General features: G+C 44.5%; 10 protein-coding genes. 4 read left to right on the top strand and 6 right to left on the bottom strand.

Annotated elements, in window-relative coordinates; translation table 11 throughout:
- Positions 1-59 precede the first annotated feature (59 nt).
- Both ABR189_RS00405 and ABR189_RS00400 read left to right on the top strand, forming a co-directional pair.
- Positions 60-1022 (top strand): DUF8428 domain-containing protein, encoded by a 963-nt coding sequence (locus ABR189_RS00405; protein ID WP_354658450.1) that lies wholly within the window; start codon positions 60-62, stop codon positions 1020-1022.
- A gap of 389 nt (positions 1023-1411) precedes the next feature.
- Complete coding sequence (locus ABR189_RS00400) at positions 1412-1798, top strand: response regulator (protein ID WP_354658449.1); 387 nt, start codon at positions 1412-1414, stop codon at positions 1796-1798.
- A 205-nt stretch (positions 1799-2003) separates the two neighbouring features.
- Here ABR189_RS00400 and ABR189_RS00395 read toward each other — a convergent pair whose 3' ends face one another.
- On the bottom strand, positions 2004-3647 hold the full coding sequence (locus tag ABR189_RS00395) for an ABC-F family ATP-binding cassette domain-containing protein (RefSeq protein ID WP_354658448.1): 1644 nt from the start codon (positions 3645-3647) through the stop codon (positions 2004-2006).
- A 279-nt stretch (positions 3648-3926) separates the two neighbouring features.
- Here ABR189_RS00395 and ABR189_RS00390 point away from each other — a divergent pair, with 279 nt between their 5' ends.
- Together ABR189_RS00390 and murI are read left to right on the top strand one after the other, a co-directional pair.
- Positions 3927-4580: a carbonic anhydrase gene (locus ABR189_RS00390; RefSeq protein WP_354658447.1), complete on the top strand. Its 654-nt coding sequence runs from the start codon at positions 3927-3929 to the stop codon at positions 4578-4580.
- Positions 4581-4624: 44 nt separating this feature from the next.
- Positions 4625-5440: a glutamate racemase gene (gene murI / locus ABR189_RS00385; protein ID WP_354658446.1), complete on the top strand. Its 816-nt coding sequence runs from the start codon at positions 4625-4627 to the stop codon at positions 5438-5440.
- A gap of 210 nt (positions 5441-5650) precedes the next feature.
- Here the strand turns inward: murI and ABR189_RS00380 are convergent, their stop codons facing one another.
- The 5 genes from ABR189_RS00380 to ABR189_RS00360 all read right to left on the bottom strand — a co-directional run bounded on the left by ABR189_RS00380 (position 5651) and on the right by ABR189_RS00360 (position 14175).
- Complete coding sequence (locus tag ABR189_RS00380) at positions 5651-7702, bottom strand: S9 family peptidase (RefSeq protein ID WP_354658445.1); 2052 nt, start codon at positions 7700-7702, stop codon at positions 5651-5653.
- 205 nt (positions 7703-7907) lie between these two features.
- Positions 7908-9299 (bottom strand): Gfo/Idh/MocA family protein, encoded by a 1392-nt coding sequence (locus tag ABR189_RS00375; protein ID WP_354658444.1) that lies wholly within the window; start codon positions 9297-9299, stop codon positions 7908-7910.
- A gap of 84 nt (positions 9300-9383) precedes the next feature.
- Positions 9384-11201 carry a hypothetical protein gene (locus ABR189_RS00370; protein ID WP_354658443.1) on the bottom strand — a complete coding sequence of 606 codons (1818 nt, stop codon included), beginning with the start codon at positions 11199-11201 and terminating at the stop codon, positions 9384-9386.
- Positions 11202-11373: 172 nt separating this feature from the next.
- Positions 11374-12138 (bottom strand): succinate dehydrogenase/fumarate reductase iron-sulfur subunit, encoded by a 765-nt coding sequence (locus tag ABR189_RS00365; protein ID WP_354658442.1) that lies wholly within the window; start codon positions 12136-12138, stop codon positions 11374-11376.
- A 63-nt stretch (positions 12139-12201) separates the two neighbouring features.
- Entirely contained in the window at positions 12202-14175 is a 1974-nt protein-coding gene (locus ABR189_RS00360) for a fumarate reductase/succinate dehydrogenase flavoprotein subunit (protein WP_354658441.1), read from the bottom strand.
- Positions 14176-14192 lie beyond the last annotated feature (17 nt).

Here is a 14192-nt window from a genome sequence, read left to right as displayed (position 1 = left end):
TAGCTACTTTTGAATTACGACTTTTAACCATATAATAAAAAAACATAAAACAAACAACTATGACTGAGAACACTTTCAACACACCTGCACCGGGTTCTCCCGGACCGGAAAAACCCCGCAGTAAGAATGGGCTAATTTACGGTATTTTAATTGCGGCGCTGGCAGGTACCTGGATATATATGTTGTATGACAAAAATAAGGCTAGTGAAACAATTGTGCAGCAGTCCACTCAGATAGACTCTATTTCCTCTTCCCGTGATGCCTTACAACAGGAATATAACGCGGCTAATGCCCGTCTGGATGACCTGATTTCTCAAAATAGCCGGATGGATAGCCTCGTAAAAACAAAGGATAAGGAAATTGCTGATGTAAAAGCAAGGATTCAGAGTATTCTGGCTAATAAAAATGCTACACAGGCACAACTGGCTGAAGCCCGCCGGCTGATAGAACAAATGAAATCTAATATCGAAGGATATACTCAAACTATTGAGCGCCTGGAAGGAGAGAAAATTGTGCTGGCAGGCGAAAGAGATGTGGCCCGTAAAGAAAGGGATTCCGTTTCTACTGTAAAGGATAGCCTGAACAAAAAAGTAGACCTCGGATCCGTATTGCATGCTTCCAATATTAAACTGGCTCCCATCAATGTAAAACGCAGCGGTAAAGAAGTAGAAACCACCAAAGCCAAACGTGCAGACATGATGCGGGTAATTTTTGACCTGGATGATAACAGGATCGCACCTACCGGCGACAAGGAAATCTATGTAGCTATCTCTGCTCCGGATGGTTCTCCCCTGGCTGTAGAAGCATTAGGCTCCGGCCGCTTCACCCTGGAAGATGGTACCGAAAAATTATATACGGCTAAGAAAACCGTAGCCTACGTAACCGGCCAGAAACAAACCGTGTCTATGGACTGGAAACAAAATTCTGATTTCAAACCAGGCGATTATGCCGTGGAAATCTACCATAACGGTTTTAAAATCGGTCAGGGTAAAGTAGTGTTGAAAAAAGGTGGCTTGTTCTGATCAAATACCAGAAAAATAATTTTTACAGCATAAGGGTGAAACAATCGTTTCACCCTTGTTTTTTTTATACTGTATGCCACAACATCTTACCACCTTTTCCTACAGGCAGATTAGTAAAAAGCATTAGTCTTTTTGCATATGTATATGATGATCATATTATTAACAACATAAGTTTTGTTAACGATTAGTTATTGGCAAAAACATATATAAAAATAAAATAAAATTAACTTTCTTTGCGTATGTTTTAGCGTATAGCCGGAGCCGGAAGACTGATTTACAACCCATGCTGTAGGAAAAACAACCTGAATGCAGACGAATATTGTTATGTGCCTTGCCGACTATTGGGAAAATAGTACCACCTCCAGACAAAACACACAAGCATAGAAGACATGAATAAACTAGTGTATGTTGTAGACGATGATGAAATATTTCATTTCATCATTAAAAAGATGTTAGATCAAGAAGCCGATAATGTGGTGGTTACTTCTTTTTTGTGTGCTGAAGAAGCATTGGAACACTTAACATCTCCAACACAACCCTTGTTGCCCTCTCTGATCATCCTGGACATGAATATGCAACGTATGAATGGCTGGGATTTTATCGAGGCTTTCCGTGATATTAAACCCTCTTTGCAACAACCCATCCCCATTATCATGTGTTCTTCCTCTATCGATGTAAGAGATATGCAAAAAGTACAGCGTACCCCCGAACTCATGGCTTACATTACCAAACCCCTTGACGCAAATAAAATGAAAGTAATCGGGGAATTTCTGTAAGCACACAGCTCCACTCATCCTCCTCCCTTTTAAATACAGGAATTCGCCTGAAAAAGTACAGGCATAAAAAAAGGCAGTTTACAGTTGATAAGCAAGCTTTTTAATATTGCTGCTTATCGGCTGTAAACTGCCAGCTTATGTTTAATTCCTTACTATTACAGACTAAACTGCTCCCTGCTTTTTCGCCATATACCGGTGCATAGCATTATGCTGGTACACCCTCTCCATAATATTCTTCACGCAGCGCTTTTACACGGTCATCCGCCAGATACTCATCAAACGTCATCAGCCTGTCAATTACGCCTTTAGGTGTTATTTCTATAATACGATTCGCTACGGATTGCATAAAGGTATGGTCATGCGTTGTAAACAATACCACGCCTTTAAAGTTGATCATACTTTCGTTGAAAGCCTGAATGGACTCCAGGTCCAGGTGGTTGGTAGGCTCATCCAGCACTAATACATTCGGGTCCTGCAACATCATACGGCTTACCATACAACGTACTTTCTCTCCTCCGCTCAATACAGCGGTCTTCTTCATGATATCATCCCCGCTAAACAGCATTTTGCCCAGGAAACCACGCAGGAAAGGCTCATCCACATCTGTAACGTGTGGGGGCACATACTGCCGCAGCCAATCCATCAGGTGCAGGGTTTTATCTTCAAAGAATTGTGCATTATCGTTTGGCAGGTAAGCCTTCGTTACGGTAGTACCCCATTCCAGCTTTCCACTGTCTGCATCTACTTCCCCATTAATCACTTCAAAGAAGGTGGTCAGCGCCATATGATCCCTGGACAGGAAAGCGATTTTATCACCTTTGTTTACAGAAAAGCTGATATCTGTAAACAATTTGCGGCCCTCATTGGATTTCTCCAGTTTTTCCACATTCAGAATCTGGTTACCCACTTCACGCAGCTGCTTGAAGATAATCCCCGGATATTTACGGTTTGATGGCTGAATGTCTTCCACCACCAGTTTTTCCAATGCTTTCTTACGGGAAGTAGCTTGTTTGCTTTTGGACGCATTGGCGCTAAAACGCGCAATAAAGTCCAGCAAATCTTTACGTTTCTCTTCCATCTTCTTGTTCTTGTCGGAAAGCTGACGGGCCATTAACTGAGAAGACTCGTACCAGAAGGAATAGTTACCGGTAAAGATCTGAATCTTGCTACGGTCCACATCCGCTACGTGCGTACATACAGCATCCAGGAAGTGACGGTCGTGTGATACAACAATTACAATATTTTCATAGTCGCCCAGGAAGTTCTCCAGCCAGCCAATCGTTTCCACATCCAGGTCATTCGTAGGCTCATCCAGCAACAGGATATCCGGGTTTCCAAATAATGCCTGCGCCAGCAATACCCGTACTTTCAAGCTACCACTGATATCTTTCATCAATATCTGGTGCATTTCTTCCTTTACTCCCAGATCCCCCAACAATACGCCGGCATCACTCTCTGCGGTATATCCACCCATCTCTCCATACTCTGCTTCCAGTTCTCCTGCACGCATACCATCTGCTTCGGTAAAATCTTCCTTGGCATAGATAGCATCCCTTTCCTTACCCACTTCCCAGAGCTTCTTATTACCCATCAATACCGTATTCAATACCGTAACTTCGTCAAATTCAAAGTGGTTCTGCTTCAATACGCTCATGCGCTCTCCTGCTGTAATCTCTACAGTTCCCTTGTTCGGCTCTATTTCGCCGGACAAAATTTTCAGGAAGGTAGATTTACCTGCCCCATTTGCACCAATTACACCGTAACAATTTCCTTTGAGGAAATTGAGGTTTACTTCGTCAAATAATACCCTTTTACCGAAAGAGAGCGTTACGTTTTTTACACTGATCATACTGACTATGAAATTTGAATCCGCAAAGGTACAAATTTATGCCCGCTTTCCAATTTAAAAGAACGTTAATCATATCCATTGATTTCAATGTACTTACAGGCCGCCCTATTATTTAAATAACCCTATTTTACATTCTATAAACAACTGTAAACAAATCAGATACCAGCCATTTTATCCACATTATATAGATTTTAACTGCAATACCTATCTTTATCGCCCGTTACAGATCAAATAAAATGCTGGTAAGCAAATGCTTCCGGCACTCAAATCATAAAAATTATGCCTGGATATAAACAAATATTCGAAAACAATAAAGCATGGGTAGCCTCAAAAATCGCAACTGATAAAGATTTTTTTGAGAACATGGCCAGGGAACAAAAACCGGATTATCTCTATATAGGCTGTAGCGATAGCCGGGTACCGGCTAATGAAATCATGGGCCTGGGTGGTGGAGAAGTATTTGTACACCGCAATGTAGCCAACCTGGTAAATAATACCGACCTCAGTGTAATGGCTTCTATCAACTATGCCGTAGTACAGCTGGAAGTGAAGCATATCATTGTATGCGGGCATTATTCCTGTGGCGGTGTAAAAGCAGCCATGCAGGCAGAAGACCTCGGCTTACTCAATCCCTGGCTCCGGAATATCCGGGATGTATACCGCCTCCATATGGTAGAACTGAATGCTATAGAGGATGAACATCAACGCTATGACCGCCTGGTGGAACTGAATGTACAGGAGCAATGTATCAATATTATCAAAACGGCGGCAGTGCAAAAGTCCTACGTGGCAAAAGGCTATCCGATCGTTCACGGATGGGTATATGACCTGCACCAGGGATTACTGATAGATCTCGAAATCGATTTTGAAGGCGTACTGCACGAAATCCAGAAAATATATGACCTTACCGGCCGCGGGCTTAAAAACCAATAAACCGACATAGGCTCATTATACGTATCACTAACCATTATAATTTTATGCAACAGGGACCCATCGGTGTATTTGATTCAGGATATGGAGGTTTGACCGTATTAAAGGAAATCATTGCTGAATTACCTGCATATGACTATATATACCTGGGCGATAATGCGCGCGCGCCCTATGGCAACCGTGGCTTTGATACCATACATGCCTATACGCTCGACTGTGTAAAACAATTGTTTGATATGGGCTGTCCACTGGTTGTCCTGGCCTGCAATACCGCTTCAGCCAAAGCACTCCGTACTATCCAGCAAAAAGACCTGCCCACCCTGGCTCCTACCAATCGGGTGCTGGGTGTGATACGCCCTACTACAGAAATGGTAGGCACCCTCACACAAACCGGTGAAATAGGCATACTGGCTACTCAGGGTACGGTCAACTCAGAATCCTACCCTATTGAGATCAGTAAGTTTTTCCCTCATGTAAAAACACAGCAGCAGGCATGCCCTATGTGGGTGCCGCTGGTAGAGAACAATGAGCATGAAAGTGATGGCGCCGACTATTTTGTGAAAGAATACCTGGACAAAATCCTGACCACTGCGCCCAATATAGATACCCTGGTAATGGGCTGTACCCATTACCCCTTACTGATGAAAAAAATAAAGGAATACCTGCCAGGGGGTATTACCGTTATCTCACAAGGCAAAATAGTGGCCCACAGCCTTAAAGATTACCTGCACCGGCACCCGGAAATGGAAGTTCGCCTAAGCAAAAAGGGCCTCCGTGATTATTACACCACAGACGACCCCGTTATTTTTGACCGTATGGCCGAAATATTTTTAGGAAAATCAGTTAGTTCGAGGAAGAAATAGAAGAGAAAGCTATTAGCTTTTAGCCTTTAGCTGTTAGCTTTTGTAATTCAAGCCTTTCAACAAAAGGCAGGAAACTAACAGCTAAAACAAAGGTTCCCAATCATGGTCTTCAACAAAGAAACGGAAGCCAAAAGCTAATGGCTATAAACTATGTTCTTCAATAAACGGCAGGAAGCTAATAGCTAATAGCCAAAAGCTAATAGCTAAAGATTAATAGCTGTTTTCCAGTTTCAACAAAAACGCAAATTCCAATGCTACATCCTTCAATGCTTTAAAGCGGCCGGATGCGCCACCATGACCAGCATCCATGTCGGTATGCAACAGCAGCAGGTTGCTGTCTGTTTTCATTTCCCGCAATTTAGCCACCCATTTAGCCGGCTCCCAGTATTGCACCTGAGAATCATGCAACCCGGTAGTAACCAGCATATTGGGGTATGCCTTATGTTCTACATTATCATAAGGAGAATAAGACTTCATATAATCGTAAGAATCCTTGTTCTTGGGATTCCCCCATTCGTCAAACTCTCCGGTGGTAAGTGGAATACTTTCGTCCAGCATCGTGGTCACTACATCTACAAAGGGTACCCCTGCCAATACCCCATGCCACAGGTCAGGACGCATGTTGATAACAGCGCCCATCAGCAAGCCTCCCGCACTGCCCCCTTTGGCATACAGGTGCGCTTTGCTGGTGTATTTATTGCTGATCAGGTATTCTGCACAATCAATAAAATCAGTAAACGTGTTTTTCTTCTTAAACATCTTACCATCTTCATACCATTGACGGCCCATTTCCTGGCCTCCACGGATGTGGGCAATCGCATAAACAAACCCACGATCCAGTAAACTCAACCGGTTGGAATTGAAAGAAGGCTCCATGGTAATACCATAAGAACCATAGCCATACAACAATAAAGGTGCTTTGCCATTCTTCTCAAATCCTTTTTTGTACACCAGCGATATAGGTACTTGGGTACCATCTTTAGCTGTAGCCATTAAACGCTCAGTGGTATAATGCTGCGGATCATATCCTCCTAACACTTCCTGCCGGCGCTTTAACTCATTCTTCCGGGTTTCCATGTTGTAGTCGTAGGTAGAATTAGGCGTCGTCATAGATGCGTAGGTATACCGCAATTCTTTTGTATCAAACTCCGGATTCACAGCAATGCTGGCTACATAAGCAGGCTCATCAAAATGCAGGTAATGCTCCTGCTGATTGTTGGAATTGATTACCCGCAATTGAGCAAGCCCGTTTTTGCGCTCCGACAGCACCATATAGTCCTTAAACAGTTCCATGCCTTGCAACAATACATCTGTCCGGTGGGGAATTACTTCCTTCCAGTTTTGTTTACCGGTTTTGTCCAGCGGACTTTCCATCAATCGGAAATTCTGTGCCTCCCAATTGGTAACGATGTAAAACTTATCGCCTTTATGATCCACCTCATACAGTACATTCTTTTCGCGGGGATAAAATACCCGGAAACCATTTTCCGGTTTGTCGGCATCCATAATCCTGCTTTCGGAGGTAAGTGTACTTTCACTATTGATCACGATGTACTTATCCGACTTCGTTTTATGTACTTCTACCGAAAACATCTCATCCTTTTCATTAAACATTTCCTTGTCTGTCTTTTCGCCCAACACATGCTTCATAATGCGGTCGGCACGCAGGGTAACAGTATCCTTGCGGGAATAGATCAGGGTTTTATTATCATTGGCCCAGGTAGCATCCCCTTCCGTTTGGGGGATAGCATCCGGTAATATCTCTCCTGTTTCAAGGTTTTTAATATGGGTGGTGTATTCCCTTCTGCTTACAGTGTCTACGCTATAGGCCAGCAACTTCCCGTTAGTACTGACGTCCATACCGCCTACGTGAAAATAACTATGCCCTGCCGCCATTTCATTTACGTTGAGCATAATCTCTTCTGTAGCCTCCAGGCTTCCCTTCTTACGGCAATAAATAGGGTATTCTTTGCCCTGTTCATAACGGGTATAATAATAGTAGCCGCTTTTAAGATAAGGGACACTCACATCGGTTTCCTTGATACGGCCTTTCATCTCTTCAAACAGGTCGTCCTCCAGCTTCCTGGAAGGAGCCATAATGGTATCCAGGTATGCATTTTCTGCATTCAGCCAGGCTATTACCTTTGGATCCTCCCGGTTGTTCATCCAATAGTAATTATCAATACGGGTATCGCCGTGAATGGTCAGTTCTTTTTTAATCTTTTCTGCTACGGGCGGTTTGATCGCTATCTCCTCAGACATCTTGCGTTTGTTTTCATTACAGGATAGTATGCTGATCATTCCAAGCATACAAAAAATTGGAGCGCCTTTCATATTGGCATTTGGTTTAGAGGAAATAAATTTAAGAAAAGGTACTGAGATACTGGTATTTTCCTGGGCAATAGCCGCTACAAAGGGGGGATTTAACAAAAAAGGGAGGCTGTCCGCCTCCCTTTTGATATCCTTACTATTTGATTACCTGCATTTTCAACGGGTCCCAGTTGATCGCTTTTCTTTTAAAATAACTTTCATTGGTGACCAGAGCTGGTCCGGCTGCACGCAGTCCGAAAGTAGCGTCTTCTACCACCGGCTTACCACCTCTCATGGCTTCAAAGAAGTTTACAAAGTGGTCATAACGCTCATCATAACCATTTGGCGCTGCATAAGCCGATTCAGCCACACTCACCTCTTTACGGTCTGCTTCAGAATATTTGGCATTGTATTGTTTGATATAGGCTTCCTGTTCCGCTTTGGTAAACGTATTGAAGGTATCCCATCCGCCATAACCCGGTGCTACAGGCAGCTTATGCTTTTTGATCTTAAAGTCATTCCATCCCATTTCCATCACACCTTCTGTACCAATCAGGCGGGTGTACTCACCACCACCGCTACCATCTGCAAAGTTGACCCGCAGCGTCATCTGGAATGCCGGATGTTCTTTGGTTTCAGGGTAATCGAAAATAGCTACCACTACATCCGGTACATCCCGGCCATCTTTCCACTGTACCAGGTTGCCACTGGCATAGATGCGGTTAGGTCCCAGGGAACCGGTGATATAATGCAGTCCGGTGATCAGGTGTACAAACAGGTCACCAGGGATACCGGTACCATAAGCCTGATAATTTCTCCAGCGGAAAAACCTTACCGGATCAAAAGGTACTTTGGAAGTATCCTTCAGGAAGGTATCGAAGTCGATCGTAGCCGGAGAAGCATCTGTAGGGATGGAATACTGCCAGGCTCCCAAAGCGCTGTGACGGTCCATACGGGCCTCTACGATATTGAGCTGTCCTATTTCACCAGCCTGGTATCTTTTACGCGCCTCTGCCATGGCAACACTGCTTACCCGCTGGCTACCCACCTGGAACACGGCTTTGGTGCGTTGCTGCGTAGCAATCACTTTATGCCCTTCCGCTACCTGCTGTACCATCGGTTTTTCGCAGTATACCGCTTTCCCTGCTTCCATCGCAGCGATAGAAATAGTGTCATGCCAATGATCCGGCGTAGCTACTATAAACGCGTCAATATCCTTGCGGTTCAGCAATTCCCGGTAATCACGGGTAGTATGTACCTGCGCACCAAATACTTCTTTTACTTTGGCCAGATGACCATCATACAGGTCTGCTGCGGCTACAAACTCCACACCAGGTACCTGGATAGCTGTCTGCACATCACCAAATCCCATAATCCCCATCCCCACGCAAGCCACTCTGATCTTATCGTTGGCGGAAACCTTTCTGTCGGGATGTAAAATATTCACTGGCACATGCTCTTTCCCAAAGGCGGATAAAGAACCAACTCCTAATAATGCAGCAGTGCTGCCTAAATGTTTAATAAATTTTCTACGTGATTGATCGGACATAATACATTAGTTTTTATGAGCGCGGATGGCCATAATAATACTGACATTTCGGAAGAAATGCAATTATAATCCACGAACAGCAAACTATGCTATTACCTCCTGATGTGCTTTCCACAGTTGTTCTAATTCCGCAATCGATTTCTCAAGCCCTCTCTGCATGGCAGCTTTCATGCTGTCAGAAAACTCCTCCAGCTGTGCCATAATACTTTTGTAATAGGCTACTCCGGACAACAGGTTGTTATAAAACTCCTGGAAGTATTTGGGTTTCTTGTCAGACAGCCCTGCTCCGGCCTCTTTCAGCATTTCCTTAAAGTAGGATACATACAGCTGCATTTCTTTTACAAACAGATCCGGACGGTCTACTCCTTCCAGTAAATCATGCCGGCCATAGATGTGATCCGTCATTTCCTGCAAAGACACTTCTTTCGAAAAATAGGCAATATTAGGTCCGGGGCAGATGGTTACTCCCTGCAATTTTTTGATGAGCGGTAACCCGTACTTATGATTTGCGGCATTACTCAGCCCTATACATAAACACTCTTTTTCCTGCATCACGGCAATCCGTTTCTTCCGTTCAGACTCCGGCAGATCCAGCTGGTCAATCTGTGTTTGTTTTAAACGCTGATATTCCAGGGAAGCAGTGCAGATAGGTTTCTCTGTAAATTCAGTATTGGATACCAGGTATTTCTGCGGACAAGCGCTGCCTGCTATCCCCTTGTGAATACGATCCAGCTTTTCTATTTCTCCGGAAGCGCCTTTCAGATAGTTAAAGCGTACCCCCAGCGGAGAGTTGTTACTCAATATCACATCATCTTCCTCTGCCTGACATAAAAGCTCCAACGTAGGCGCATCTACGGTAGTAGCCTCAGGTACCAGTAAAAAGGGAGTTCCCCAGCCTACGCTGTCTACCTGGTAAAAACGCGTCAGGAAGTTTTGTTCTGCGGCATTACCTATTCCTCCCTGCACCGTTATCTTTACGGGATGCGGCGCATCATAGATAACTTCCCCTTTTGCCTGCAGTGATTTATTGTATAACTCAAACAACGTAGCCACCAATTCTTCCCGGCGGGTTTTAAACTCTTCCATAATAGGTCCCAGCAAATACCCGTCAGACGCAAATGCATGCCCTCCGCAGTTAAGGCCGGATTCAATCCTGAATTCACTTACCCACAGCCCTTTTTTGGCCAGGTACTTTCCCTGGATCAGGGCAGACCTGAAATCACTCACCTTGATGACTATCTTTTTTTCAAACACTCCCAGGCCTTTTGCCTGAAATACTTTCCACTTTTCCAGGTAGTTATACAAACGGGGATTCATCCCTGCAGAGAAAACAATCGACGAGTTTTCCAGGTCACTTTCTGCATATCCACGCAAGGATACCAGTGCATCAGATCCTTCTTCTACCGGTATGCCATCCTTATCATAATTATTCTTGTCTACCTTGGTCATGATATTGACATCTATGCTTCCCGGTACGATCTGGCTGCGCAGGTATGCCTGCATCGTCTCCTTTTCTGTTACATCCTGTGTGGCAGTCATCTTGTTATACAACTGTTTCAGCGCATGATCTTCCGGCAGCATTTCAAAATACTTTACTACGTTGGATCCTGCTTCAAAAGCAGCTTGTCTTAACTGTTCCACCTGCTGCTTCACCGTTCTGTTTACCAGGTTCAGGTAGTCTGTAATACGCCTGGAACGGTAGTTTTCCTCTTTATCAGAAATAGGTTCATAAGTTTCCTGCAGTTGTTGGTAATAATATCTCCGCATCAGCTCAATCAGCCGGTCTTCTATAATAGACATCACAGAAGCAATACCGAACTGTGCCACCTTTAGTGGAGAGTCAATAGTATAGGCTAATCCCATCACAGGGATATGAAATTTGTGTAAAGTGCTATTTGTCATGTATGAAGCTTTCTGAAATACAAAAGAAAGCTATAGGCAGAAGATAAAGAATGACATTCGTCAGGTCTCAGAAAGTAGGGGATTTTAAACGGGGTTAAGGCTATATAAGTCATTAAATAACAAAGCCTTCCCGAAGGAAGGCTTGTTACTAATTTCTATCTATTTGTACTTTTTACTTTTCAGACGTAAATCCTGCTCCGATGAATTCACGGTTCAGGCGGGCAATGTTGGTAAGAGAAATACCTTTAGGGCATTCAGCTTCACAGGCACCTGTGTTGGTACAACTACCAAAACCTTCCTTATCCATTTGTGCTACCATGTTTAATGCACGGGTTTTTCTTTCAGGATGTCCTTGTGGTAACAACGCCAGTTGGGACACCTTAGCAGAAACAAACAGCATAGCAGAAGAGTTCTTGCATGCCGCCACGCAGGCACCGCAACCAATACAGGCAGCAGCAGCAAACGCAGCATCCGCATGATCTTTTGCAACGGGAAGATTGTTGGCATCCTGGGCATTACCTGTGTTTACAGAAATAAACCCACCTGCTTCCATAATACGGTCAAAAGCCTCCCGATGTACGGTCAGGTCTTTAATAACCGGAAACGCACCTGCTCTCCAGGGCTCTACCGTGATAGTATCACCATCTTTAAATGCCCGCATGTGCAGCTGGCAGGTAGTAGTACCCTGCCATGGACCATGTGCACGGCCATTGATATGCATAGAACACATACCGCAAATACCTTCGCGGCAGTCGTGGTCAAATGCAATAGGATCTTTTCCTTCGTTGATCAGGCGTTCGTTCAGTACATCGAACATTTCCAGGAAAGACATTTCAGATGAAATATCCTTCACCTCATATGCTTCAAATCTACCCTGATCCTTTGCGTTTTTCTGCCTCCACACCTTTAAGGTGAGGTTCATGTTATAATGTTCCATATACTTTGGACAATTATTTGATTTACAATTCCTGGTTAAACCGGTAACGGTCCACCAATAACCTTATTTGTAAGAACGTTGTGTTGGTTTGCACTCAACAAATTCCAGTGGTTCCTTATGTAGTTCAAACTGGCTCTCACCCTTGTATTCCCACGCAGATACATAGCTGAAGTTGTCGTCATCACGTTTTGCTTCCCCTTCTTCTGTCTGTGATTCTTCACGGAAGTGACCACCACAGGATTCACGACGGTTCAGGGCATCCATACACATCAGTTCTCCCAGTTCGAGAAAATCAGCCACACGGCCTGCTTTTTCCAGCTCAGGATTAAACTCATTGGCTTCACCAGGCACTCTTACATCTTTCCAGAACTCTGCACGTAACGCTTTGATTTCTTCAATCGCTTCTTTCAGATGAGCTTCATTCCTGGCCATGCCACATTTATCCCACATGATCTTGCCCAGTTTTTTATGGAAGTGATCCACCGATTTCGTGCCTTTGATGCTCATCAGCTTATCAATCGTATTTTTCACATTCTTTTCTGCTTCCACAAAGGCAGGATGATCTGTAGGAATAGCTTTGGTACGGATATCATCAGCCAGGTAATTACCCATGGTATAAGGAATAACGAAGTAACCGTCTGCCAGCCCCTGCATCAGCGCAGAAGCACCCAGGCGGTTAGCGCCGTGATCGGAGAAGTTGGCCTCACCAAGGGCATATAAACCCGGTACGGTGGTCATCAGCTCATAATCTACCCACAAGCCACCCATGGTATAGTGTACGGCTGGGTAAATACGCATCGGTACATTGTAAGGATCTTCACCGGTAATTTTGGCGTACATGTCAAACAGGTTACCATATTTCTCAGCTACTACTTCTTTACCCAGCTTAATAATTTCTTCTTTGGAAGCGTTGGAGATCTGGCGTTTGCCCGCTTCAATATTTCCATAACGCTCAATAGCAGAAGCATAATCCAGGTATACTGCCTGACGGGAGCTACCTACACCATGTCCGGCATCACACCTTTCCTTAGCAGCACGGGAAGCCACATCGCGTGGTACCAGGTTACCAAAGGCAGGATATCTTCTTTCGAGGTAATAATCTCTTTCTTCCTCCGGTATTTCGTTAGGCTTACGGGTATCTCCCTTTTGTTTTGGTACCCAGATACGTCCGTCATTACGTAATGATTCTGACATCAGGGTCAGTTTAGACTGGTGATCACCGGATACGGGGATACAGGTAGGGTGGATTTGTGTAAAGCAGGGGTTACCGAAGTAAGCTCCATTTTTACAGGCTTTCCAGGCAGCGGTAACATTGGAGCCCATAGCGTTGGTAGACAGGTAAAACACGTTACCGTATCCACCGCTGCATATCAATACCGCATGACCAAAGTGGCGCTCCAGCTGACCGGTGATCAGGTCACGGGCAATGATACCACGGGCTTTGCCGTCTATCTTCACAATTTCCAGCATTTCATGCCGGCTGTACATTTTCACATTACCCAGGGCTACCTGGCGCTCCAGGGCGGAATAAGCACCCAGCAGCAACTGCTGACCAGTTTGACCTGCAGCATAGAAGGTACGCTGTACCTGTGTACCACCAAAAGAGCGGTTGCTCAGTAATCCGCCATATTCACGGGCAAAGGGAACACCCTGTGCCACACATTGGTCAATAATATTACCACTTACTTCCGATAAGCGGTGAACGTTGGCCTCACGGGCACGGTAGTCACCACCTTTTACAGTATCATAAAACAACCGGAATACGGAGTCACCGTCATTCTGGTAATTTTTAGCAGCATTGATACCACCTTGTGCAGCAATACTGTGAGCACGGCGGGGACTATCCTGAAAGCAAAATGCTTTTACCTTATATCCTAACTCGCCCAAAGATGCCGCAGCTGACGCGCCTGCCAATCCGGTTCCAATGATGATCACTTCCAGATTACGCTTGTTGGCAGGGTTTACCAGCTTACAATGTCCTTTATAGTCTTCCCATTTTTTTTCTAATGGTCCGGCAGGAATTTTTGCATTCAACATATATCCTTACTTTACAG

This window comes from Chitinophaga sp. H8 (genome assembly GCF_040567655.1).
Lineage (GTDB): Bacteria > Bacteroidota > Bacteroidia > Chitinophagales > Chitinophagaceae > Chitinophaga > Chitinophaga defluvii.
The sequence above is the reverse complement of the archived record's forward strand: the minus strand, read 5'-3'. Positions and strand labels throughout refer to the sequence as shown.